Genomic DNA, 20,643 nt, shown 5'->3' on the forward strand with positions numbered 1-20,643 from the left:
CAACGCCACCACCCTCCACGCCACCCTCACCCCCACCACCCCCGACACCACCCACCTCACCATCACCGACCCCACCGGCACCCCCGTCCTCACCGTGGGCTCGTTGCACCTCCGGGCGGCCGACCTCACCCCGTCCGCCACCGCCGCCGACCCCGGCCTCGGCCTCTTCCGGGTCGACTGGCAGCCCGTCGCCACCCCGCCGGAGACAGAGCGGGCCGTCACCCGTGCGGTGCTGGGACAGGACGTGATCGGCGTCGTCGCGGCGCTCGGCGGGGACGTCCCGCTCCACGAGGACCTGAACGCGCTGCTCGCCGCCGGGCCCGTACCGGAGGAGGTGCTGTTCGCGGTCAGCCCCGGCCGGCCGGCGCGCGGCACGTACGTCCCGGTGGAGCTGGCCAGGGAGGCCCCGAGCCGAGTCCTGAAGGTCCTCCAGCAGTGGCTCGCGGACGAGCGGTGCAGCCGTTCGCGGCTGGTCGTGGTCACCCGCCACGCCGTCTCCACCCGCTACGACGAGACGATCCGGGACCAGAGCCTGGCGGTCTGGGGCCTGGTGCGCACGGCGGAGCGCGAGCACCCCGGGCGGTTCCTGTTGGTCGACGTGGACCGGGACGAGGCCTCGCACCGGGCACTGGGCCAGGCGCTGACCGTCACCGGGGAGAACCAGCTCGCGCTGCGCCACGGCGCCGTGCTCGCCGCCCGGCTCAGCCGGGAGGCCCCCGGGGGCGGGTTGGCGGAGCCCGCCGGGTCGGCCAACTGGCGTCTCGGCTCGGCGAGTCGGGGCACCCTGGACCACCTGGCGCTGCTGCCCGCCGAGGACCCGGACGCCCCGCTCGGCCCGGGCGAGGTGCGGGTCGGCATCCGGGCGGCGGGCCTGAACTTCCGCGACGTCCTGATCGCGCTGGGCCAGTACCCGGGCGAGGCTCCGATCGCCAGCGAGGGCGCCGGCTACGTCCTGGCGACCGGCCCGGGGGTCGACCGGTTCGCTCCCGGCGACCGGGTGATGGGTCTGTTCGGGTCGGGCGCGGGCGGTCCGGTGGCGGTCACCGACCAGCGGCTGCTGACCAGGGTCCCCGGCCACTGGTCCTTCACGCAGGCGGCCGGCGCGCCAGTGGTGTTCCTCACGGCGCTGTACGCGCTGCACGACCTCGGTGACTACCGGGCCGGCCAGACCGTGCTCGTCCACTCGGCGGCGGGCGGCGTCGGCATGGCCGCGGCCCAGCTGGCCCGCGCCCGCGGCCTGGAGGTGTACGGCACCGCGAGCCCGGCCAAGTGGGACGCGCTGCGCTACCAGGGCTTCGACGACGCCCACCTGGCCAACTCCCGCACCCTGGAGTTCGAGCAGCGGATCCTGGACCTGACCGGGGGCCGCGGCGTGGACCTCGTGCTGGACGCGCTGGTGGGCGAGTTCGTGGACGCCTCGCTGCGGCTGCTGCCGCGCGGCGGCCGGTTCCTGGAGATGGGCAAGGCCGACATCCGCGACCCCGAGCAGGTCCCGCGGGAGTATCCGGGCGTGGTCTACCGGGCGTTCGACCTGATGGAGGCCGGTCCGGACCGGATCGCCGAACTGCTCGCGGAGCTGTCCGCGGGCTTCGAGTCCGGTCAGCTGCTGCCGCTGCCCGTCGAGGCCTGGGACGTGCACCGGGCCGGCGACGCCTTCCGCCAGCTGCGCCAGTCGCGCCACGTCGGCAAGGTGGTGCTGACCCTGGCCAAGCCGCTGGACCGCGACGGCACGGTACTGATCACCGGTGGCACCGGCACGCTGGGCGGCCTGCTCGCCCGCCACCTGGTCACCGAGCACGGCGTCCGGCACCTGCTGCTCACCAGCCGCCGGGGCCCCGACGCCCCCGGCGCCACCGAACTCGCCGCCGGTCTCTCGGCGTTGGGTGCCGAGGTGGAGATCGTCGCCGCCGACCCCGCCGACCGGGAGACCGCCTTCGCCCTGGTCGGCTCGGTCGGGCCGGAACACCCGCTGACCGCCGTGATCCACGCGGCCGGGGTGCTGGACGACGGCACCATCGAGTCGATGACCCCGGAGCGGCTGGACGCGGTGGCCCGGCCCAAGCAGGACGCCGCCTGGCACCTCACCGACGCGGTACGGACCCTGGACCTGTCGGCCCTCGTGCTGTTCTCCTCCTTCGCCGGTGTGCTCGGCAACCCGGGTCAGTCCAACTACGCGGCCACCAACTCCTTCCTGGACGGCCTCGCGGCGTACCACCGCAGAAACGGCATCCCCGGCGTCTCGCTCGCCTGGGGCCTGTGGGGCGCCGAGGCCGGGGACGGCTCCGGCGGCGGCATGGCGGGCGCCCTGGACGGCGGGGCGCTGTCCCGGATGGCCGCCGCCGGGTTCGCGCCGCTGGCCCCGGAGCAGGGCCTCGCCCTGTTCGACCAGGCGCTCGACCACGACGAGCCGCTGCTCGTCCCGCTGCGGCTGGACCTCGCGGGGCTGCGCGCCCGCGCCGAGGACCGCTCGCTCGCGCCGCTGCTGCGCGGACTGGTCCGCACCCCGCTCCGGCGTCCGGCGGTCACCGCTCGGGCGGCCGCGGGCGGCGGCGGTTCGCTGACCGACCGGCTGCGCGAGGCGGACGAGGCCGAACGGGACCGGCTGCTGCTCACCCTGGTCCGGGCCGAGGCCGCGGCCGTGCTGGGCCACGGCGGCGCCGAGTCCGTCGGGCCCGAGCGGGCGTTCAAGGACCTCGGCTTCGACTCGCTGACCTCGGTGGAGCTGCGCAACCGGATCAACAGCGCGACGGGGCTGCGGATGCCGTCCTCGCTGGTCTTCGACCACCCGACCCCGGCCGCCCTGGCGGGCCGGCTGCGCACCGAACTGCTGGACGAGGACGAGGCGGCGCCGGTGAAGGCCGTCGCGGCACCGTCGGCCCCGGCCGAGGACGACCCGATCGCGATCGTCGGCATGGCCTGCCGATTCGCCGGCGCGGTGGCCTCGCCCGAGGAGCTGTGGCGGCTGGTGGCCGAGGGTCGGGACGGGATCACCGACTTCCCGGAGAACCGCGGCTGGGACACCGAGGCGCTGTACGACCCGGACCCGCAGCGGACCGGCACCTCGTACACCCGCCGGGGCGCCTTCCTGACGGACGCCGACCGGTTCGACGCGGCCTTCTTCGGCATCAACCCGCGCGAGGCGACCGCGATGGACCCGCAGCAGCGGGTGCTACTGGAGACCGCCTGGGAGGCCGTCGAGCGGGCGGGCATCGACCCGACCGCCCTGCGCGGCAGCGACACCGGGGTCTTCGCGGGCGTGGTCGCGGGCGACTACGTGACCAGGCTCGGGCACTCGCCGGAGAGCGTCGAGGGCTACCTGGCGACCGGGACGACGGCCAGCGTCGCCTCGGGCCGGATCGCCTACACGCTCGGTCTGGAGGGCCCCGCCGTGTCCGTGGACACCGCCTGCTCCTCCTCGCTGGTGGCGCTGCACCTGGCGGCGCAGTCCCTGCGGGCCGGCGAGTGCTCGCTCGCCCTGGCCGGCGGTGCGACCGTGCTCTCCGGACCCACCAGCTTCGTGGAGTTCAGCCGCCAGCGCGCACTGTCCGCCGACGGCGTGTGCAAGGCCTTCTCCGACGACGCGGACGGCACGGGCTGGGGCGAGGGCGCGGGCCTGCTCCTCCTGGAGCGCCTGTCCGACGCCCGCCGCAACGGCCACCCGGTGCTCGCCCTGGTCCGGGGCACCGCCACCAACCAGGACGGCGCCAGCAACGGCCTGACCGCGCCGAACGGGCCCAGCCAGGAGCGGGTCATCCGCCAGGCCCTCGCCAACGCCCGGCTGACGGCCGACCAGGTGGACGCGGTGGAGGCCCACGGCACCGGCACCCGCCTCGGCGACCCGATCGAGGCGCAGGCCCTGCTGAACACCTACGGCCGCGCCCGCGACACCGAACACCCGCTCTGGCTCGGCTCCCTGAAGACCAACGTCGGCCACACCATGGCGGCGGCGGGGGTCGGCGGCGTGATCAAGATGGTCATGGCGATGCGGCACGCGACCCTCCCGCGCACCCTGCACGTCAGCGAGCCCACCAGCCACGTCGACTGGTCCGACGGCACCGTCCGACTGCTCACCGACGCCCGCCCGTGGGGCACCGCGGACGACCGGCCGCGCCGCGCCGCCGTCTCCTCCTTCGGCATCAGCGGCACCAACGCCCACGTCATCCTCGAACAGCCCGTCGGAAAACCGGAACCGGCCACCGGGTCGGCGGAGCTTCCGCTGCTGCTCTCGGCCCGGAGCGCCGAGGCGCTGCGCGAGCAGGCCGGGCGGCTGACCGCCTTCCTGGCCGAGCAGCCCGAGCCGCGGTCCGTCGCCGTCGCCCGCGCCCTCGCCGCCCGCACCCGCTTCGACCACCGCGCCGTCGTCCTCGGCCAGGACCGCGAGAGCCTGCTCGCCGGACTGCGGGCGCTCGCCGACGGAGTGGAGACCCCGGGGGTGGTCACCGGCGGCACGGTCGGCGACCAGCCGGGCCGGGCGGTGTTCGTCTTCCCCGGCCAGGGCAGCCAGTGGGCCGCGATGGGCCGCGAACTGCTCGACTCCGACCCGGAGTTCGCCCGCTACCTGGGCGAGTGCGCCGAGGCGCTGGCCCCGCACACCGACTGGGACCTGCTGGAGGTGCTCACCGAGGCGCCCGGCGCGCCGGGCCTGGACCGGGTGGACGTGGTGCAGCCCGCGCTGTTCGCCATGATGGTCTCGCTGGCCAAGCTGTGGCGCCACCACGGGGTGGAGCCGGCCGCCGTGATCGGCCACTCCCAGGGCGAGATCGCCGCCGCCCACCTCGCCGGCGCGCTGAGCCTGGCGGACGCCGCCAGGATCGCCGCGCTGCGCAGCCGGACCATCACCCGGCTGGCCGGGACCGGCGGCATGCTGTCGGTGCAGGCACCGGCCGCGACCGTCGCCGAGCGACTCGCCGAACGACTCGGCAAGGGGCTCGGCAAGGGCGAGGACGCGCACGTCGCCGCCGTGAACGGCCCTGCGGCGACCGTGGTGTCCGGGGCGCCGGAGGCACTGGCGGCGCTGCGGGACGCCTTCGAGGCCGACGGCGTCCGGGCCCGGCTGATCCCGGTGGACTACGCCTCGCACTCCCCGCACGTGGACACGCTGGAGGAGGAGCTGCGGACGCTGCTGGCCGCCACCGCGCCCACCACGGGCGACGTCCCGTTCTACTCGGCCGTCACCACCGAGCCGCTGGCCGGCACGGAGCTGGACGGAGCGTACTGGTTCCGCAACCTGCGTGAGCCGGTGCGCTTCGAGGAGACGGTGCGACGGCTGCTCGACCACGGGCACACCGCCTTCATCGAGGTCAGCCCGCACCCGGTGCTGACCACGGCGGTGCAGGACACCATCGAGGCCGCGGGCGCGGCAGCCGTCGCGCTGGGCACCCTGCGGCGTGACCAGGGCGGTCCGGAGCGCTTCGCGCTCTCGCTCGCCGAGGCGCACGTCAGCGGCACCTCCCCCGCCGCCTGGGCGCCCGCCACACCCGCCGCGCCCGGCACCGCCGTACCGGAGCTGCCGACCTACCCGTTCCAGCGGGAACGCCACTGGCTGGAGGCGACGCACACGGCGGTGGACGCCGACGGACTCGGCCTGGACCGGGCCGGGCACGCCCTGCTCGGCGCGAGCGTGCCGCTCGCGGACGGCGACCAGCTGGTGCTGACCGGCCGGATCTCCGTCCCGACCCACCCCTGGCTGGCCGACCACGCCGTCGAGGGCACGGTGCTGCTGCCCGGCACGGCCTTCGTCGACCTCGCGCTGCACGCGGCCGAGCTCGCCGACCCGGAGGCCGAGGTGCCCACTGTGGAGGACCTGGTGCTGGAGGCGCCGCTGGTGCTCGCCGGACGGGACGCGGTGACCCTCCAGGTCAGCGTCGGCGCCCCGGAGGAGGGCGGCCGACGGCCCGTCGGGGTGCACTCCCGGACGGCCGGCGCCCCCGGCTGGACCCGGCACGCCGCCGGCTTCCTCGCCCCCGGCGACCCGACGGCCCCCGGCGGGTCGACAGCCCCCGGCGGCCTGCCCTGGCCGCCGCCCGGAACCGCGGTCGACCTGTCGACGGCGTACGACGAACTGGCCGCGCAGGGCTACGCGTACGGACCGGTGTTCCAGGGCCTGACCGGCCTGTGGCGCGACGGCACCGACCTCTACGCCGAGGTGACCCTGCCCGAGGACACCGACGCCACCGGCCACACCGTGCATCCGGCGCTGCTGGACGCGGCGCTGCACGCGCTGGCGCTCGGAGCGCCGGACGGCGGGCAGGGCCCCCGGCTGCCGTTCTCCTTCGCCGGACTGCGGCTGTACGGGCGCGGCGCCACGGCGCTGCGGGTGCGGCTCACCCCGGCCCAGGACGGCACGGTGGCACTGAGCGCCGCCGACGCCTCGGGCGCCCCGGTGGCCGAGCTGGCGGCGCTGGCGCTGCGGCCGGTGACGGCCGAACAGCTCGCCGCGCTGCGAGCGGGCGCCGAGGGCGGCGCGCTGCCGCTGCACACGGTGGAGTGGACCGCACTGCCCGCCGGCCCCGCCGCGCCCGCCCCGGCGCCGGGCGCCTGGACGGTGCTCGGTGCCCCGGCCGTCGCCGACCTGCTCGGCGCCCCGGCCTTCACCGACCTGGCGGCGCTGCGCACGGCCGTCGAGGACGGCACGGCGCCGGTCCCCGAGGTGGTGGTGGCCGCACTGCCGCCACTGGCCGGCTCCGGCCCGGAGGAGACCCGGGCCGCGCTCAGCGGGCTGCTCGCACTGCTGCGCAGCTGGCTGGACGACGAGCGCTTCACCGCCTCGACGCTGGTGCCGCTGGTGCCGGGCGGCGCCGTCGGGGACGCCGACGCGGCGACGCCCGCGGCGGCCGCGCTGTGGGGCCTGCTGCGCACCGCGCGGACGGAGAACCCGGACCGGCTGGTGCTGGTGGACCTCGACCCGGCCGACGAGGCCGCCGTCCTGGCCCTGCCGACCGCCCTGGCCTCCGGCGAGTCCGAACTGGCCGTGCGGGCCGGCACGGTGTCCGTCCCCCGGCTGGCCGCCGCCCCGGCGCAGCCCGCCGGCCACCCGTGGGCGGGCGCGGCCGACGGCACCGTCCTGATCACCGGCGCGACCGGCACCCTCGGCGCCCTGGTGGCCCGTCACCTGGTCACCGAGCACGGCGTCCGGCACCTGCTGCTGACCGGCCGACGCGGCCCCGCGGCCCCCGGTGCCAAGGAACTCGCCGAGGAGCTGGCCGAGTTGGGTGCCGAGGTGCGGATCGAGGCCTGCGACGCGGCCGACCGGGAGGCCCTCGGCGCCCTGCTGGCCTCCGTCCCGGCCACCCGGCCGCTCACCGCGGTGGTGCACGCGGCCGGGGTGCTCGACGACGGCGTCCTGCAGTCGCTGACCCCGGAGCGGCTGGCCACCGTGCTGGCCGCGAAGGCCGACGCGGCCCGGCACCTGCACGAGCTGACCCTGGAGGCGCCGCTGTCGGCGTTCGTCCTGTTCTCCTCGCTCGCCGGGGTCACCGGTGCCGCCGGCCAGGCCAACTACGCCGCCGCCAACGCCTACCTGGACGGTCTGGCCCGGCTGCGCGGCTCGCTGGGCCTGCCCGCCACCTCGGTGGCCTGGGGCCTGTGGGCGGACGCCAGCGGCCTGACCGGCCACCTGGACGCCCGGGAACGGGACCGGATGGGCCGCACCGGCGTGGCACCGCTCTCGACGGAGGACGGCCTCGACCTGTTCGACCGGGCACTGCGCTCCACCGCACCCGCCCTGGTCGCGGCCAGGCTGGACACCGGGGCGCTGCACCGCCAGGCGGCGGCGGGCCTGCTGCCCCCGCTGTTCGGCGGTCTCGTCCGGCGCACGGCGCGACGCGGCACCGTGCAGCCGGCCAGGTCGCTGGCCGAGCGGCTGGCGGCGGTGCCGCAGGCACAGCGGGAACGGCTGGTGCTCGACCTGGTCCGGGACACCGCCGCGCTGGTCCTCGGGCACGCGGACTCCTCGGCGGTCGACGACGAGCAGTCCTTCAAGGAGCTGGGCTTCGACTCGCTGACGGCGGTGGATTTCCGCAACCGGTTGAACGCGGCGACCGGCGTACGGTTGCCCGCCACCGTGGTCTTCGACCACCCCTCTCCCGCGGCGCTGGCGGCCCGGCTGCTCACCGAGGCGGAGCCCGCCCGGTCCGCCGCCTCGGCACCGGAGTTCGGCGGCTCGGCGCTGGCGGGGCTGGACGCGCTGGAGAAGCTCCTGGTGCGGACGCCGGAGGAGGACCCGGCGATCCGGGCGGAGATCGGCCGCAGGCTGCGCGAGTTGCTGCGCGGCTGGGAGTCGGAGCAGACCGGCGGCGCGGAGGCCGACGTGGCCTCGCGCATCCAGTCCGCCTCGGCCGCCGAGATCCTCGATCTGATCGACAGCGAGTTCCGCGGAAAGGGCGGATCGCGATGACCAAGGACCCGGCCCCTGCCACGACCCCAGCCCCTGCCACGCCCCCAACCCCTCCCAAGGCCCCGACCCCTCGCACGGCCCCGGAACGAACGACTGCGGAAGAGACGGCGAGCACACCGATGAGCAACGAGGAGAAGCTGGTCGACTACCTCAAGTGGGTCACCGCCGACCTGCACGAGACGCGACAACGGCTCGCAGAACTGGAGGCGGCCGCCCAGGAGCCGGTCGCGATCGTCGGCATCGGCTGCCGCTACCCCGGCGGCATCCGCGGCCCCGAGGACCTCTGGCGGGTCGTCGACTCCGGCACCGACGTCATCGGAGACTTCCCCGACGGGCGGGGCTGGGACGTCGACACGCTGTACGACGCCGACCCGGACCGGCCCGGCACCTCGTACACCCGCCACGGCGCCTTCCTCCCGGACGCCGCCGAGTTCGACGCCGGCTTCTTCGGGCTGAGCCCGCGCGAGGCACTGGCCACCGACCCGCAGCACCGACTGCTGCTGGAGACCACCTGGGAGGCCTTCGAGCACGCCGGGCTGGACCCGCACACCCTGCGGGGCAGCCGGACCGGGGTGTTCGCGGGCCTGATGTACAGCGACTACGCGGCCCGGCTTCCGTACGTCCCCGAGGAGTTGGAGGGGTTCATCGGCAACGGCACGGCGCCGTCGGTGGCCACCGGTCGGATCTCGTACACCTTCGGCTTCGAGGGCCCGGCGGTCACCGTGGACACCGCCTGCTCCTCCTCGCTGGTGGCGCTGCACCTGGCGGTGCAGTCGCTGCGGCAGGGCGAGTGCTCGCTCGCCCTGGCCGGGGGCGCCACGGTGCTGACCACGCCGGGCCTGTTCACCGAGTTCAGCCGCCAGCGGGGGCTGTCCGCCGACGGCCGCTGCAAGTCCTTCGCGGCCGCCGCGGACGGTACGGGCTTCGGCGAGGGCGTGGCGCTGCTCGTGCTGGAGCGGCTGTCCGACGCCCGCCGCAACGGCCGCCGGGTGCTGGCGGTGGTCCGCGGAAGCGCCGTCAACCAGGACGGCGCCAGCAACGGCCTCACCGCGCCCAACGGCCCGGCCCAGGAGGCGGTGATCCGCCAGGCGCTGGCCAACGCCCGCCTCACCCCGCAGGACGTGGACGCGGTCGAGGGGCACGGCACCGGCACCACGCTGGGCGACCCGATCGAGGCCCAGGCGCTGGTCAACACCTACGGCCGTGAGCGCGACCCGGGACGACCGCTGTGGCTGGGCGCCCTCAAGTCGAACATCGGGCACACCCAGGCCGCCGCCGGGGTCGCGGGCATCATCAAGGTGGTGATGGCTCTCCGGAACGGACGCCTGCCGCAGACCCTGCACGTGGACGAGCCGAGTCCGCACGTCGACTGGACTGGCGGGGTGCGGCTGCTGACCGAGCCGCGGCCCTGGCCTGCGGCCGAGCGCCCGCGCCGCGCCGCGGTGTCCTCCTTCGGGATCAGCGGCACCAACGCGCACGTGATCGTGGAGGAGGCGCCGGCCGTCGAGTCCGCACCGGCGGAAGCCGCGGAATCGGCGGAAGGTGCGGAAGCCGCCGGTGCGCGTTTTCCGCTGGTGCCGTGGGTGTTGTCCGGACAGGGCCGCCCCGCCCTCGCCGGGCAGGCCGCCCGGCTGCTCGACCACCTGCGCGCGCACCCCTCGTACGAGCCCGCCGAGGTGGCCCGGGCCCTGACCGCCCGCAGCGCGTTCAAGGACCGCGCGGTGGTGGTCGGCGAGGACCGCGAGGAACTGCTGCGCGGCCTGGAGACCCTCGCCGCGGGTGGCACGGCCGCGTCGGTGGTCACCGGGCGGGCGGACCGCGGGGCCGGGACGGCGTTCCTGTTCACCGGCCAGGGCAGCCAGCGACTCGGCATGGGCCGGGAACTGTACGGCAGCCACCCCGAGTTCACCGCCGCCTTCGACGAGGTGTGCGCGCTGTTCGACCGACGGCTGGAACGACCGCTGCGCGAGGTGGTGTTCGCCGCGCCCCGCACCCCGGAGGCGGAGCTGCTGCACTCCACCCGCTACGCGCAGGCGGCGCTGTTCGCGCTGGAGACCTCGCTGTACCAGGTGCTGGAACACCACGGCCTGGTCCCGGACTTCGTGCTCGGGCACTCGGTCGGCGAGGTGGCCGCGGCCCACGCGGCCGGGGTGCTGGGCCTGGCGGACGCGGTGACCCTGGTCGACGAGCGTTCCCGGCTGATGCAGTCGGCCCGCTCGGACGGCACGATGCTGTCGGTGCAGGCCTCCGAGGAGGAGGTCCGCGCGTTCCTGGACGCGGACGGTGGCGGACGCTTCGCCGGGCGGCTGGAGATCGCGGCGGTCAACGGCCCGCAGGCGGTGGTGCTCTCCGGTGACGCCGATGCCGCCGCCGAGGCCCTGGCGCACTGGCGCGGCAACGGCCGCAAGACCAAGCGGCTGCGGGTCAGCCACGCCTTCCACTCCCCGCACATGGACGGCATCCTGGCGGAGTTCGGCCGCGCGATCGCGGGCCTGACGTTCCGACCGCCGACGATCCCGCTGGTGTCCAACCTGACCGGACGACCGGGCACCGCGGAGGAGTTGGGCAGCCCCGAGTACTGGGTGCGGCAGGTGCGCGGGGCGGTCCGCTTCCACGCGGGCGTCCGGTACCTGGCCGGGCAGGGCGTGCGGATCCTGCTGGAGCTCGGACCGGACGGGGTGCTGTCGGCGATGGCCGGGCAGAGCCTGCCCGCCGAACCACTGGTCCTCACCCCGGTGTTGCGCGCCGACCGCCCGGAGGGGCGGACCCTGCTGGCCGCGCTCGGCCTCGCCTGGGCCCACGGCCGACCGGTGGACTGGCACCGCCCCGTCCCCACGGACGGCACCGGCGCGCTGCCGCTGCCGACCTACGCCTTCCAGCGCCGCGGCTACTGGCTGCACGGCCCCGCCCGGCACGCCGACCCGGCCTCCGGGCGGGTCGCCTCGACCCCGGCGCCGGACGGTTCCCCCGTTCTCCCCGAGGCCCTCGGGGAGAACGCCGACGCCCCCGGGGGGACCGTCCTGCGCCGGCAACTCGCCGCCCTGGAAGCCGACGCGGAGCGCGAGACGCTGCTGCTCGACCTGGTACGGGGCTCGGCCGCCTCGGTGCTGGGGTACGAGTCGGTCGAGGAGATCGCGGCCGACGTCTCCTTCCTGGACGCCGGATTCACCTCCTTCACCGGCCTGGAGCTGCGCAACCTGCTCTGCGCGGCGACCGGCCTGGACCTGCCCGCGGTGATCGCCTTCGAGCACCCGACCCCGGCGGGCCTGGCGAAGCGGCTGCTCACCGAACTGACCGAGGAGGCCTCCGCCGCCGGGGAGGACGGGTCGGCCGACGGGTAGCACGGGCTAGAATCCGGGGAAAGGCCCCGGTACGGTGCTGCCCCCACGACCGGCGGGGGCAGCACCACGCCCAGTACGGCTAGAAGAAGGTGGCACCATGCGCGCAGACGCCCGCCGCAACTACGAGCGACTCCTCGCGGAGGCCAAGTCGGCCTTCGAGCAGCACGGCACCCAGGCCTCGCTGGACGACATCGCCCGCCAGGCCGGCCTGGGCAACGCGACCCTCTACCGCCACTTCCCCACCCGGGAGAGCCTGCTGGAGACGATGCTGCGGGACAGCCTCAAGGAACTCGGCGACACCGCCGAGGAACTGATGACCACCAAGTCCCCGGGCGAGGCCCTCGCCGCCTGGGTGCGCGCGGCCGTCGCGCACGCCACCCTCTACCGCGGCCTGGTCACCATGCTGATGGAGAGTCTCAAGGACGAGGCCTCCGACCTCAACAGCGCGTGTACCGCGATGCAGTCCTCCGGCCGCCTCCTGCTCGAACGCGCCCACCTCGCCGGTGAGGCCCGCCAGGACGTCACCGCCAACGGCCTCTTCACCCTGATCGCCTCCGCCGCCTGGGCCCGCGAGCACGCCCCCGAGGACAGCGACCAGGTCCTCGCCGTCCTCATCGACGGCCTCCGGCCCCGCCCCTGAGCCGCCCCCTCCCGCGGGGCCGCCCCCGGCCCGTCGAACCGGCTGCCGTCCGGCCGGCTGTCGTCCGGTCGGCCGGAGACCGGCCACGGCCGGTGGCCGAGCACGTCCGGCACCTCGACGGTGGCGCCCGTGGCGAGCCCACCCGGCGCGACGACCGCGAGGCCGTCGGCGAGGGCCGGACCGCGCAGCATCGCCGGGCCGTCGAACGGCAACGGCACGGCGGCGCGGGTAGTGAGCGCCGTCAGCGGCCCGGCAAGGATGCGGCCGAGACCCCCGGAGAGGTCGGCGGGTGACGGCGGGCAGCGGCCGGCCCGCGCTGTTCCGGGCGGTCGCCCGCGCCCGCTCCCACGGCATCCGGTGGGCGGCGGTGCCGTGTCGGTGCGGTACGCCGTACGCGATCCGCTCGGGGAGCGTCCCGTGACTCATGCCGCCCCCGCCTCCTCGGGTCGCTCCGCCACCCAGCGCCCGGCCGGTGCGGACACCGCGCGGTCGACCTCCGTGACCGCCTCCACGGCGCTGCCGGGCCCCGTCGGCCGACCACCCGCCCGGAACCACCGGGCCACTCGCCGCCGCACGGCACTCCCCGGTGGGAGGCCCCACCGACGCCGTGCGGCTTCCGGCGCATACCTGCGCGGAAGCGCTGCACCTGGCTACGCTGCGTGACCCCGCCGAGAGGCCGACCTCCGGTTGACAGGCCTCTCGACGACGAAGCTACGTTGAGTAGCACACCTCTCGCATGTTGTGACCAGCGCTGCCTGGCCCGCACCCCCGCCGCTCGGAGCCCGACCATGACCAGAGCCCCCACCCGTCCCACCGCCGTGCCGTCCATCGAGCAGTCGCCCCAACCGAAGCCGGCGCGTACGAACACCGACACCCAGGGGGACGCGCTCGACGCCTTCACCCCCTCGATCAGCACGCTGCGCCTGCTCGCCGAGGGCAGGGACCTCCCCAACAAGCCGGTCGGCTCCTGACCCCCGAGCGCTCCGAGGAGACACCATGGAGAACCCCGCCATCAACGGCGCCACCAACGAACGCGCCCGCCGGCAGACCTGCCGGCAGCTGGCGCGCGAACTGCTGCTGGTCGGTCCGGACGACAAGGACCTGAAGCTGCGCTACCTCGACGTCCTGATCAAGGACGGCATCCCGGAGACGGACGAGTCCAAGGACGTGCTGATCGTCGGCGCGGGCATCGCCGGCCTGGTCGCCGGGAAGCTGCTCAAGGACGCCGGACACAACGTCACCATCCTGGAGGCCAACGCCAACCGGGTGGGCGGGCGGATCAAGACCTTCCGCTCCACCGACGACGAGGTGGACGGCCCGTTCTACGACCCGGAGCAGTACGCCGAGGCCGGGGCGATGCGGCTGCCCAGCTTCCACCCGCTCACCCTGGCCCTGGTCGACAGCCTCGGCCTGCAGCGGCAGCTCTTCTTCAACGTCGACGTCGATCCGGACACCGGCAACCAGAACGCGCCCGTGCCACCGGTGGTCTACGAGTCCTTCGAACCCGGGAAGGTGTGGACGTACGGCGCGGACAGCCCGGACTTCCGCGAGCCGGCCAAGCGCTTCAACTCGTGGATCCGCGCCAACCGGATCCAGGCCCGGCGCAGCGAGTACACCGCCGACCCGAGCTGCGTCAACGAGGGCTTCCACCTCACCGGCGACGAGGTGCGGATCGCCGCCGCCGACATGGTCAACCAGGCACTCGAACCGGTCCGTGACTACTACTCGGTGATCAAGGACGGCAAGCGTGAGAACAAGCCGTTCGCCGAGTGGCTGGACGGCTGGGCCCGGGTGATCCACGACTTCGACGGCTACTCGATGGGCCGCTTCCTGCGCGAGTACGCGGGCTTCAGCGACGAGGCCATCGAGGCGATCGGCACGATCGAGAACATGACCTCGCGGCTGCACCTGTCCTTCTTCCACACCTTCCTGGGCCGCAGCGACATCAATCCCAAGGCCACCTACTGGGAGATCGAGGGCGGCAGCTGGAACCTGCCCCACGCGCTCGCCGAGGAGCTCCGGACGGAGCTGCGGATGGGCGAGCGGATGATCCGGATGGAGTACTGGGACACGCGCCGGGACGGCGGGGGCGCCCGGAGCGTCGGCCCGAACGGGCCGCAGGTCGCCGTCATGACCGTTCCCGAGCACGACCCGGAGGCCGAACCCACCGTCTGGACGGGCGACTTCGCGATCGTGACGGTCCCGTTCTCCGCCCTGCGGTTCGTCCAGGTGACGCCCCCGTTCTCGTACAAGAAGCGCCGGGCGATCATCGAAACCCACTACGACCAGGCCACCAAGGTGCTGCTGGAGTTCTCCCGCCGCTGGTGGGAGTTCACCGAGGCGGACTGGAAGGTCGAGCTCGACTCCATCGCACCCGGCCTGTACGAGTACTACCAGCGGGCCGGCGAGGAGGACGCCGAGGCGGCCGTGGCCGCCGCCCACAACGGCCACCGGCCCCCGCGCAACCTGCCGGAGGTGCTGCTCGGCGCGCACGCGAGCGTGGACGAGCGCCGGATCAACCAGGGCCAGCGGGAGGCCTACCGGCACACCCCGCTGCTCCGGGCGAGCGTGCGCCCGGCCACCAACTGCTTCGGCGGCGGCTCGACCACCGACAACCCGAACCGCTTCATGTACTACCCCTCGCACCCGGTGCCCGACAGCGACGGCGGCGGTGTGGTGCTGGCCGGCTACAGCTGGTCGGACGACGCGGTGCGCTGGGACTCCATGGAGGACGACGAGCGGTACGTCTACGCGCTGCGCAACCTCCAGTCGGTGCACGGCCGGCGGATCGAGGTGTTCTACACCGGCTACGGGAAGACCCAGAGCTGGCTGCGCGACCCGTACGCGTTCGGCGAAGCCGCGGTGTACACCCCGCACCAGATGACCAGTTTCCACCTCGACGCGGTCAAGCCGGAAGGCCCGGTGTACTTCGCCGGCGAGCACGTCTCGCTCAAGCACGCCTGGATCGAGGGCGCGGTGGAGACCGCCGTGCGGGCGGCCATCGCCGTCCACGAGGCGCCACCGCCACCGCCCCCGGCGGAACCGGAGATCCGGCCCGAGGTGCGGGTCCGCGGGGAGCGTCGACAGGAGGCGATGAGCAGATGAGCGGCGAGCACGAATGGACGGTGGCCCGCTACCTGGCCACCAGACTGGAGCAGTTGGGCATCCAGTACCTGTTCGGGGTGCCGGGCGACTTCCTCGGCCCGTTCCTGACGATCATGCAGTCCACCACCAAGGTGCGCTGGATCGGCACCCCGACCGAGATGGGTGGCGGCTACGCCGCGGACGCGTACGCCCGGGTGCGGGGCGCCGACGCCGACCCGGACAAGGACGAGGTCGGCATCGGCGCGGTCGCGGTGACCTACGGGGTGGGCGCGTTCAGCCTGCTCAACACCATCGGCGGCGCGTACGTCGAGGACGTGCCGCTGATCGCGATCAACGCGGCGCCCTCGTACGAACAGTGGCTCAACCAGCAGGCGGTCGGCCTGCTCACCTCGCACATGAGCCCGCGCCGGGAGAGCAACCTGGACGTCTACCGGCAGGTCACGGTGGACGCGCAGGTGCTCTCCAACCCGGGGCTCGCGCCCTGGCAGATCGACAGCGCGATCACCGCGTGCCTGACCGAGCGCAAGCCCGTCTACCTGGAGGTGATGGAGGACCTCTGGCACGCGCCGTGCGAGCCGCCGCAGGGTGAACTCCGGTCTCACGAGCGGGTGCCCACCAAGCGGAACGAGGAGATGCTGGCCAGGGCGGTCGAGGCGGCGGTGGAGCTGATCGGGAAGTTCGGCACGCCGATCGTCTGGGCCGGCGAGGAACTCGTCCGCCAGCGGCTGGAGGCCGAGCTGTCGGAGTTCGTGCAGGCCACCCGGATGCAGTTCTGCACCACGGTCGGCGCGAAGTCCGTGGTCTCCGAACGGCATCCCCTGTTCGCCGGCGTCTACAACGGCAAGGCGAGCCTGCCGGAGATCCGGGAGACCTTCAAGAACGCCGGGTGCCGGATCGGCCTGGGAACCTGGTCCACGTCCAAGAACCTCGGCGGCGAGCAGTCGATCGGCGACGACTGGATCGTGGCGGCCCGCGGCGGTGTCAGCGTCGGCGCCACGTACTTCCCCGAGGTCCGACTCGGCCGGTTCATCACGGCGTTGCGCAACGCGCTGCAGGGACAGACCTTCCCGGCCGACCACTTCGCGCTGGCCCACGCGGCGGGCCTGGACGTCCCGGCCACCACGGCCGAGTTCCTGGAGTCGCTGAGCACCGACCGATACCCGGAGGAGCTCACGTACGACAGCTTCTTCGAGCACGTCAACCACTTCCTGGAGCACCAGGCCACCGGTGGGGACCCGCAGGCCCCCTCGCCGTTCACGGTGGTCTCGGACGCGGCGTTCGCGCTGATCGGTTCGATGAACCTGCGGATCACCGAGCGGGCCGGCTTCCTGGCGCAGAACAGCTGGCTGTCCATCGGCTACTCGGTCGGCGCGGCCACCGGCGTGGCACTGGGCCGGCAGAAGCCGCTGAAGCGGCCGCTGGTGTTCGTCGGGGACGGCTCGTTCCAGGAGATCTGCCAGGAGCTGTCCACCCATGTGCGCCACCACCTGCGGCCGGTGGTCTTCGTCCTGGACAACGAGGGCTTCTACGGCATCGAGCAGATGCTGGTCAGCCCCTGTTACTACAAGGACAAGCCGTCCGACGGCGCCGACTTCTACAACGTGCTGCACCCGTGGCGGTACGAGAAGCTGGCCGAGGTCTTCGGCACGGACAAGGACCGGATGCACGGGTACGAGCTCACCACCCACACCGAGCTCGAATCGCTCCTGCTGGACATCGCCGACCCCGGCAACGACATCAACCACGCGCCGATCCTGGCCCGCGTCCGGCTCAGCCGGCACGACTACCCGAGGGCGCTCCAGTACAAGATCGACGAGAAGTGCCTCGCGGCCGGAGGCGGCCCCGCGCGGGGGTGACCGCCGCCGCGAAGCCAGGGGCCTGAGCGGCTGGGAACGCGTCGTGGCGCGATGCCAAGGGGCCCGCACCGGGCGTGTGCTCGGTGCGGGCCCCTCACTGCTTGGCGGGTGCCGTGGCAGAAGAACTACAGCGGGCGAATGTTCTCGGCCTGCGGGCCCTTCTGGCCCTGCGTGACGTCGAACTCGACCTTCTGGCCCTCGAGCAGCTCACGGAAGCCGTTGGCGTTGATGTTCGAGTAGTGGGCGAAGACGTCGGGGCCGCCACCCTCCTGCTCGATGAAGCCGAAGCCCTTTTCCGAGTTGAACCACTTCACGGTGCCATTAGCCATTAAGAAATCTCCTTCAAGAGGCTGTCCGAAGCGCGCACAGCGCACGCCTCGAGTCGCCGCGGGAAGCACCCACCCGGGAAGAGCCGGGAAACAAAAATACGCCTGCGAATACATCAGCAGGCGCACACAAAGTTCATGGGAACCACTACTGCAACTAAAACGACTCTAGCAGGCCCGAGCGCGCTGCGGGCGAATTTTTCAACCCCGGTTTCGGAGAGATGCCCCCGGGGTCGCCGAACCGGAGCCGCCATGGGCATCAACACGCCTTGCCGGCAGTCTCGTTGCCACGACCCCGAGGTGTCGGCGCCGAGGGCCCGGAAGGATGATCCCCGCGGGCACGGCGAGGCCGGCCCTCGTCCCGACAGTCACCGCGCAACCGATCACGCCGCGCGCCGGCACCGCTCAGGGGCGTACCGGACGGCGCCCGCCGCATTACGCCCCACTCGAACTCGAGTGCGCCGAAAAGGGCCCGCTCCCGTGACTTCCGGCGCATACTGGAGGGGATGAAAGAATTCAGAGGAGCCCGCCGCCCACTGCCCAACAGCCCCTTCAAGGCCCCACCGCAGGCGCCCCGCAAGCATTTCGCCGTCGGTGACCGGGTCACCCACGACAGGTACGGCCTCGGCCGGGTCGTCGGCGTCGAAGGCGACGGCGACATCGCCGTGCTCGTCGACTTCGGTTCGCAGCAGGCACGCATCTCCCCGCCGTACAGCGCGCTGTTCGTACTCTGACCCGGCCGCCCCCGACTCCCGCGCCCATGGTGCGCACGCCACCGGGCGGAGCGCCCGGTGGCGTTGCCAGGTGGCGGGTCGGGGGTGTCCGTGCGGGCGGATTCCGACGGGCATCGATCAGCACAGCGCCCACCGCGCGGTGGACCGACACCCGGCCAACGCCGACTCGGCGAAACATCCACCTCCTGGCGCGGGCCGGATGCGGCGTGATCGCCGAACCACCCGTGGGTGAACCACGGGGAATGGGTCACGGACCTGTCGAACACCCTGTCTTCTGCCGCGCAGCCGCGGCATGGCTGTTGCGAACCATGCACCTGGGCTGCCCTTCAAGAGTTGCCGAGAGGCCGCATACTCCGCAGCAGATGGATGCCGACTACCGCGCTTGAAGCGCACGATGGGCGGCGATCCGGTCGCGGTACCAGGCGTACGAGGCCTTCGGGGTGCGCCGCTGCGTCGCGAAGTCGACGTGGACGAGGCCGAAGCGTTGGTGGTAGCCCTCAGCCCGTCGGACAGGCTGTCATTGTGGCAAGACCTTGACCGAAAGGCACTGGCTCCCATCAAGTCAACTATCCGACGGAGGAGTTGACGCACTCTGCCAGCCCGTCCACGCCGCGGACCGCACCGGCGTGGACGACTCCGGCGCGGGCGCGCAGGCGGCGGAGCATCCGGGCGTCCTGGAAGCCGGCCGCGCGGGCGGCGGCCTCCGTGGTGGCGCCGTGCGCGATGAGGTGCTCTGCCCGCTCGACGCGCAGTTCCTGCTGGTAGCGCAGCGGGGTGAGTCCGGTGGCCTCGGTGAAGTGGCGGGTGAGGGTACGCTCGCTGACGCCCGACGCGCCGGCGAGGTCGGCGAGGCTGAGCCGGGCGGTGAAGCGGGCGTCGATCAGGTCCTGCACCCGGTGGACGGCGTCGACCAAGTGGGCGCGGTGCCGAAGCATCACGCTGACCTGCCGCTCGTCGCCGTTGCGGCGCGCGTAGACGACCATCTCCCGCGCGATCCGGGCGGCCGCTGCCGGCCCGTGCCGGACGGCGACCAGATGCAGGGCCAGGTCGATGCCGCTCGCGATGCCGGCCGAGGTCACCACCCGGTCGTCCACCACGTACAGCACGTCGCGCACTACCACCGTCCTCGGGTAGCGGCGAGCCAGTTCGTCCTGGAGGTCGTGGTGCGTGGTGCAGCGGCGCCCGTCCAGCAACCCCGCCCGGCCGAGCGCGTCCGCGCCCGCGCAGACGCTGGCGACCGTACCGCCGGCCGCGTGGTGGGCAGCCAGCCGCTCCAGCGTCGCCGGGGAGAGCTCCCCGTGTGCCCGCAGCGTCGACGCCCGCCAACCGGGGACCACGATCAGGTCGTCCGGCGTGAGCCGGGGCCACTCGGCGGAAGCCCGCAGCGTGAGCCCCTGCGCCGTGGGGACGTCCTCCTGCTCGGCCACGTAGCCGACCGCGTAGCCGAGCCCGTGGTCGGCCGCCGTCGAGAACACCTGGGCGGGCCCGGCGAGGTCCAGCAGGTGCAACTGCGGGACCAGCAGGAAGACGACACGGGTCACGATCCGGTCAACTCCTTCACAGTGGTGACGGTGGCGAAGCGGCCCGCCAGAGCGTACTCGGTACGGGCGATGATCTCCTCCGTGGAGAGCGTGCGCGGATCGGCAAGGATCTCGTCGAGACTGCGCCCGGCAGGCGCGTCGCGATGCTCGATCGGATGGGTGGCGGTCGCGTCGACCACGAACGTGACGGCGTAGCCGAGGTCGGCCGCCACCCGGGTGGTGGTCTCACAGCACTGCTCGGTGCGAATGCCGCTGACCACCAGTTCGCGGATCGCTTGCCGGGTGAGCAGCTGCTGCAGGTTGGTGGTGGTGAACGCGTTGTGCGAGGTCTTGGTGACGACCGGCTCACCCTCCATCGGCACCAGCCCGTCCATCAGGCGGACGTGACCGAGGGCTGGGTCGAACACCGTCCCGGTGCCGGGCTCGGCGTGCAGGACCCAGACGACGAGGTCGCCCTTGGCCCGGGCGTGCTCGACGAGCCGGGCAACCTGCCCGACGATCCCGGGGTTGGAGACGGCCGCCCAGTTCTCGCGGCGGCGGAAGGATTCCTGGACGTCGATGACGAGGAGTGCGTTGGTCATGCCTCGATCCTCACCGCCGCGGGGTGCCCGGATGAAGACCCCATCGGGCCTGGATGCGGAACGATCCGGTCAGGGCGGGCTGAATGAGCGGCCGGAACGGACGCCGTCCAGGCCGGTAGGCCGC

General features: G+C 73.9%; 11 protein-coding genes and 1 pseudogene. 8 read left to right on the top strand and 4 right to left on the bottom strand.

The genetic code is table 11. The features are described from left to right. The 7 genes from ACGF13_RS18280 to ACGF13_RS18310 all read left to right on the top strand — a co-directional run. A partial coding sequence (locus ACGF13_RS18280) for an SDR family NAD(P)-dependent oxidoreductase (protein ID WP_392875834.1) occupies positions 1-8,395 on the top strand: 8,395 nt, incomplete at its 5' end. Between the two features lie 119 nt (positions 8,396-8,514). Next, positions 8,515-11,736, top strand: a complete 3,222-nt coding sequence (locus ACGF13_RS18285) for a type I polyketide synthase (protein WP_392875837.1) — start codon at positions 8,515-8,517, stop codon at positions 11,734-11,736. 97 nt (positions 11,737-11,833) lie between these two features. Continuing rightward, positions 11,834-12,376: a TetR/AcrR family transcriptional regulator gene (locus tag ACGF13_RS18290; RefSeq protein ID WP_392875839.1), complete on the top strand. Its 543-nt coding sequence runs from the start codon at positions 11,834-11,836 to the stop codon at positions 12,374-12,376. A 92-nt stretch (positions 12,377-12,468) separates the two neighbouring features. Next, positions 12,469-12,669, top strand: a complete 201-nt coding sequence (locus ACGF13_RS18295; RefSeq protein ID WP_392875842.1) for a hypothetical protein — start codon at positions 12,469-12,471, stop codon at positions 12,667-12,669. A 495-nt stretch (positions 12,670-13,164) separates the two neighbouring features. Then, positions 13,165-13,347, top strand: a complete 183-nt coding sequence (locus ACGF13_RS18300; protein WP_392875845.1) for a hypothetical protein — start codon at positions 13,165-13,167, stop codon at positions 13,345-13,347. Positions 13,348-13,372: 25 nt separating this feature from the next. After that, positions 13,373-15,481, top strand: coding sequence for a flavin monoamine oxidase family protein (locus ACGF13_RS18305; RefSeq protein WP_392875848.1), 2,109 nt, complete (start codon positions 13,373-13,375; stop codon positions 15,479-15,481). Next, the gene (locus tag ACGF13_RS18310) at positions 15,478-17,337 is read left to right on the top strand and encodes an alpha-keto acid decarboxylase family protein (RefSeq protein ID WP_392875851.1); all 1,860 of its coding nucleotides are present in this window, start codon (positions 15,478-15,480) and stop codon (positions 17,335-17,337) included. Before ACGF13_RS18305 ends, ACGF13_RS18310 begins: the two co-directional genes overlap by 4 nt. Before the next feature lie 125 nt (positions 17,338-17,462). Here ACGF13_RS18310 and ACGF13_RS18315 read toward each other — a convergent pair whose 3' ends face one another. Then, on the bottom strand, positions 17,463-17,666 hold the full coding sequence (locus ACGF13_RS18315) for a cold-shock protein (protein ID WP_045694210.1): 204 nt from the start codon (positions 17,664-17,666) through the stop codon (positions 17,463-17,465). Positions 17,667-18,169: 503 nt separating this feature from the next. Between ACGF13_RS18315 and ACGF13_RS18320 the strand changes: the two genes are divergently transcribed. Then, complete coding sequence (locus tag ACGF13_RS18320) at positions 18,170-18,397, top strand: hypothetical protein (protein ID WP_392875854.1); 228 nt, start codon at positions 18,170-18,172, stop codon at positions 18,395-18,397. Between the two features lie 373 nt (positions 18,398-18,770). Here ACGF13_RS18320 and ACGF13_RS18325 read toward each other — a convergent pair. The 3 genes and pseudogenes from ACGF13_RS18325 to ACGF13_RS18335 all read right to left on the bottom strand — a co-directional run. Next, positions 18,771-18,899, bottom strand: a pseudogene (locus tag ACGF13_RS18325) (family 1 glycosylhydrolase); the annotation flags it as partial. Between the two features lie 64 nt (positions 18,900-18,963). Continuing rightward, positions 18,964-19,938, bottom strand: a complete 975-nt coding sequence (locus tag ACGF13_RS18330) for a GlxA family transcriptional regulator (RefSeq protein ID WP_392875856.1) — start codon at positions 19,936-19,938, stop codon at positions 18,964-18,966. Further along, positions 19,935-20,519: a cysteine hydrolase family protein gene (locus ACGF13_RS18335; RefSeq protein WP_392875859.1), complete on the bottom strand. Its 585-nt coding sequence runs from the start codon at positions 20,517-20,519 to the stop codon at positions 19,935-19,937. The genes ACGF13_RS18330 and ACGF13_RS18335 overlap by 4 nt, the downstream gene beginning before the upstream one ends. Positions 20,520-20,643 lie beyond the last annotated feature (124 nt).

This window comes from Kitasatospora sp. NPDC048286, assembly GCF_043201735.1.
Taxonomy (GTDB): domain Bacteria; phylum Actinomycetota; class Actinomycetes; order Streptomycetales; family Streptomycetaceae; genus Kitasatospora.

Coding starts and splice junctions, on each gene's coding strand:
- ACGF13_RS18285 (WP_392875837.1), top strand. CDS start 8,515: ATGAGCAACGAGGAGAAGCTGGTCGACTACCTCAAGTGGGTCACCGCC.
- ACGF13_RS18290 (WP_392875839.1), top strand. CDS start 11,834: ATGCGCGCAGACGCCCGCCGCAACTACGAGCGACTCCTCGCGGAGGCC.
- ACGF13_RS18300 (WP_392875845.1), top strand. CDS start 13,165: ATGACCAGAGCCCCCACCCGTCCCACCGCCGTGCCGTCCATCGAGCAG.
- ACGF13_RS18305 (WP_392875848.1), top strand. CDS start 13,373: ATGGAGAACCCCGCCATCAACGGCGCCACCAACGAACGCGCCCGCCGG.
- ACGF13_RS18310 (WP_392875851.1), top strand. CDS start 15,478: ATGAGCGGCGAGCACGAATGGACGGTGGCCCGCTACCTGGCCACCAGA.
- ACGF13_RS18315 (WP_045694210.1), bottom strand. CDS start 17,666: ATGGCTAATGGCACCGTGAAGTGGTTCAACTCGGAAAAGGGCTTCGGC.
- ACGF13_RS18320 (WP_392875854.1), top strand. CDS start 18,170: ATGAAAGAATTCAGAGGAGCCCGCCGCCCACTGCCCAACAGCCCCTTC.
- ACGF13_RS18335 (WP_392875859.1), bottom strand. CDS start 20,519: ATGACCAACGCACTCCTCGTCATCGACGTCCAGGAATCCTTCCGCCGC.